The sequence below is a fragment of the Dietzia sp. Cai40 genome, assembly GCF_014145165.1.
In the GTDB taxonomy this organism is placed as follows: domain Bacteria; phylum Actinomycetota; class Actinomycetes; order Mycobacteriales; family Mycobacteriaceae; genus Dietzia; species Dietzia natronolimnaea.
The window spans coordinates 1-3,153 of record NZ_JAALEB010000391.1 but is presented as its reverse complement, the minus strand read 5'-3'; the positions used below and the strand labels follow the sequence as shown (position 1 = coordinate 3,153).

Genomic DNA, 3,153 nt, shown 5'->3' with positions numbered 1-3,153 from the left:
TCCGGCGCCCCCGCCACCTCCGGCGCCCCCGCCACCTCCGGCACGGCCGACGCGCCCGTGTCGACCTTCCTCGCACTGAGTGTCTCGGACGCCGCGGAGGACGTGATCGCCGTGATCCGCGGCGGCGCGCGCGGATACGTCACCAAGACCATCTCCGGTGGGGAGCTCGCCGACGCCGTGCGCCGCGTGGCCGACGGGGACGCTGTGTTCTCCCCGCGCCTGGCCGGGTTCGTCCTGGACGCGTTCGCCCGCGCCGCTCCCGGGCCGGAGGAGCGGGGTGAGCCCGTCCACGACCCGGAGGTCGACTCCCTCACTCCGCGGGAGAAGGAGGTGCTGCGGTTGTTGGCACGCGGGTACACCTACAAGGAGATCGCGGAGAAGCTGTTCATCTCGGTCAAGACGGTGGAGACGCACGCCTCCAACGTGCTGCGCAAGACCCAGCAGTCCAACCGGCACGCGCTCACCCGCTGGGCGCAGTCCCGTCACCTGGACTGACGCACGCCGCCCCCACCCTCGGTGCCGTGTCGTCGCGAAGAGCGTTCCGCACACATCTGCCCGGAGTGGGGTGTGCGGAACGCTCTTGACGTTGACGCCGGCCAGCTACCGTGGCGTCGTGAGCGAACCGCGCGACCTCCCCGTCTGCATCATCGGTGACTCCTTCGTGGCCGGGTACGGCGACGAGACCGGCCGGGGGTGGACCGCGCACCTGGTCGAGGAGGGTGCCGGGGCGGGTCTGAGCCTCCACACCACCGTCGCGGGGATCGGCGGGGACACCTCCGAGATGATCCTGGACCGTTGGGACGAGGTCGACCGCCGACGGGCCGCGTTCCCGACCACGGCGGTGATCGCGGAGTTCGGCGTCAACGACGTGATGGAGCACGAGGGTGCCCTCCGTGTCGAGGAGGCGGGCACGGTCTCGGCCCTGCGGGGGATGATCGCCCGTGCTCCCGAGGGGCGGTTCCTGGTGGTGGGGCCGCCACCGGTCATGTGGGAGCAGGTCAACGAGCGGATCGCCGCCCGTGCCGCGGCCATGGCCGCGGTGTGCGCGGAGGCCGGGGTGCCGTTCGTTCCGACCTTCGATTCACTGCGGCCCGGCGGCGCGTGGATGCGCGAGGTCACCGCCGGCGACGGGGCACACCCCGGCCCCGCCGGGTACGAGGAGTTCGCCCGGGTCATCTGCGACCCGGTGCTCGGGTGGCTGCGCTCCCTGCCGGACGTCGAGCCGGGCTAGCGGGAACTCTTCATGGCGGTCCTGATCGTCACGGACGGGTCGGCCTGCAGTTCGGCCAGACGGTCCGACCCCATGGGCAGCAGCGCGATCCTCCCGCCGGAGTCGAAGTGCATCGCCCAGCCGTACGTCTTGGTCAGCGGGGAGGTGCGCAGGCACGGTTGGCCCTTGGAGAAGAACCGCTCGCGTTCGGCCGCGCGGTCGGCCTCCCCGATGCCCTTGCGAGCGCAGTGGACGTCGAAGATCAGATCGTCGCTCGTCCAGGTGTAGTCCGCACCCGAGAGCCTCTCGTACTGCAACTCGGCGATCGAGCGTCTCCCCGCGGGCGGCGCCGTGGCCGTCTCGGCCCGGGTGTCGGCCGCGGGCAGGATCAGTGTGTCGGTGTAGTCGGTGCTGTGCATGGCGCCCTCTCCTGTTCCCGGGGTGAGCGCGATGGTGTTCTCTCCGTCGCGGTCGGGGTCGGTGGTCTCCGGTAATCTGAGTATCGCCGCACGCCCCGTACGGCGGCAGGAGGATGAATCATGACGAGTCCGCAGAACCCTGACCGCATCGGCCAGCATTCCGAGGAGCCCGCGGACAAGGCCCGGTATGACCACGACGACGCGGTCGCCGACGAGTGGGGCGACGAGTCGTTCCCGGCCAGCGATCCCCCCGCGACCCCCTGACTCAGCGCAGTATCTCGAACTGCTCCGACACCGCCCGCAGCGCAGACGCGCTGCGGGCGAACTGTTCGGTCTCGGTGGCGTCGAGTTCCAGCTCCACCACGCGCTGTACGCCGGTCCGGCCGATCACCGCGGGGACGCCGATGAAGATCCCGTCCTGGCCGTACTCGCCCCGCAGCAACGTGGAGACCGGTAGCGACACCTGTTCGTTGCGCAGGACGGCGCGCGTGATGCGGGCGAGCCCCATGCCGATGCCGTAGCTGGTGGACCCCTTGGAGTCGATGATCCGGTAGGCGGCGTCCCTGGTCTCCGTGAAGATCTGGGCCAGCCGTTCCCGCGTGGCCGGGTCCCCGTCGAGATCCCGACGCAGTGGCACCCCGGAGACGTTGGCCGACGAGAAGACCGGTAGCTCGGTGTCGCCGTGTTCGCCGATGATCGAGGCGTGCACGCTCATCGGGGCGACGTCGTAGTACTCGCCCAGCATGAACCGGAAGCGCGCGGAGTCGAGGATCGTTCCGGAGCCGATGACCTGCGCGGAGGGCAGGCCGGAGTAGCGCCACGAGGCCTGGGCGAGGATGTCGACCGGGTTGGTGGCCACGAGCAGGATGCCGTCGAAGCCGGTCGCCATGACATCGCCGACGATCCCCTCGAAGATCGCCATGTTCCTGCCGACCAGGTCGAGCCGCGTCTCGCCGGGGCGCTGGGCGGCGCCGGCGCAGATCACCACCATCGTGGCGTCCGCACAGTCGTCGTAGGTGCCCTCCGTGACGAGGGTGGGGGAGGGGGCCCACACGACGCCGTGGTTGAGGTCCATGACCTCGCCGACCAGTTTGTCGTGGTCGATGTCGATGATGGACAGGTGGTCGGCCAGGCCCTGGTTGACGAGCGCGTAACCGTAGGCGATGCCCACGTCCCCGGCGCCGATGAGCACGATGCGGTTCCCGATGGAGGCCTTCATGGTCACCGAGGGTAGATGCTCCGGGTGAACGACGGGGGACGACGACGAGGAGAACCCCGTTCGAACAGGTGTTCTTGCACTGTGTCGGGCTCGTGGTGTTCACTGTTCCCCGTGATCGAAAAATAGTTCGATCCGAGCGGTTGGCGGCGTGTCGTCCGGGGTGGGAGTTGGTGGTGATGGTAGTGGGCACCTCTGTCGTTGATCTGTCCGGCCTCGGCACGGCGGACCGCGTCGCTGAGCTGCGTCGCCGACTGGCCACGATGCCCGGTGGGGGTCCGCCCGCCGCCGCGCGCTCGGGGGCGCCG

General features: G+C 70.1%; 5 protein-coding genes. 3 read left to right on the top strand and 2 right to left on the bottom strand.

Annotated elements, in window-relative coordinates; genetic code table 11:
* Positions 1-495: response regulator transcription factor (locus G6022_RS14160; RefSeq protein WP_241731232.1), on the top strand; the 495-nt coding region annotated here is incomplete at its 5' end.
* Between the two features lie 118 nt (positions 496-613).
* A complete protein-coding gene (locus tag G6022_RS14155; RefSeq protein WP_017837202.1) occupies positions 614-1,231 on the top strand; it encodes a GDSL-type esterase/lipase family protein in 618 nt (205 codons plus the stop codon).
* Here the strand turns inward: G6022_RS14155 and G6022_RS14150 are convergent.
* On the bottom strand, positions 1,228-1,629 hold the full coding sequence (locus G6022_RS14150) for a DUF6157 family protein (RefSeq protein ID WP_182638580.1): 402 nt from the start codon (positions 1,627-1,629) through the stop codon (positions 1,228-1,230). The genes G6022_RS14155 and G6022_RS14150 overlap by 4 nt on opposite strands.
* A 120-nt stretch (positions 1,630-1,749) precedes the next feature.
* On the opposite strand from G6022_RS14150, the gene G6022_RS14145 reads away from it, so the two are divergent.
* Complete coding sequence (locus G6022_RS14145) at positions 1,750-1,893, top strand: hypothetical protein (protein ID WP_179524701.1); 144 nt, start codon at positions 1,750-1,752, stop codon at positions 1,891-1,893.
* Between the two features lies 1 nt (position 1,894).
* Here the strand turns inward: G6022_RS14145 and G6022_RS14140 are convergent, their stop codons facing one another.
* Entirely contained in the window at positions 1,895-2,848 is a 954-nt protein-coding gene (locus G6022_RS14140) for an L-lactate dehydrogenase (protein ID WP_179524702.1), read from the bottom strand.
* Between the last annotated feature and the right edge of the window lie 305 nt (positions 2,849-3,153).

What these genes read in the sequence shown, in the direction of transcription:
- G6022_RS14150 (WP_182638580.1), bottom strand. Translation starts at nt 1,629, where the DNA reads ATGCACAGCACCGACTACACCGACACACTGATCCTGCCCGCGGCCGAC.
- G6022_RS14145 (WP_179524701.1), top strand. Translation starts at nt 1,750, where the DNA reads ATGACGAGTCCGCAGAACCCTGACCGCATCGGCCAGCATTCCGAGGAG.
- G6022_RS14140 (WP_179524702.1), bottom strand. Translation starts at nt 2,848, where the DNA reads ATGAAGGCCTCCATCGGGAACCGCATCGTGCTCATCGGCGCCGGGGAC.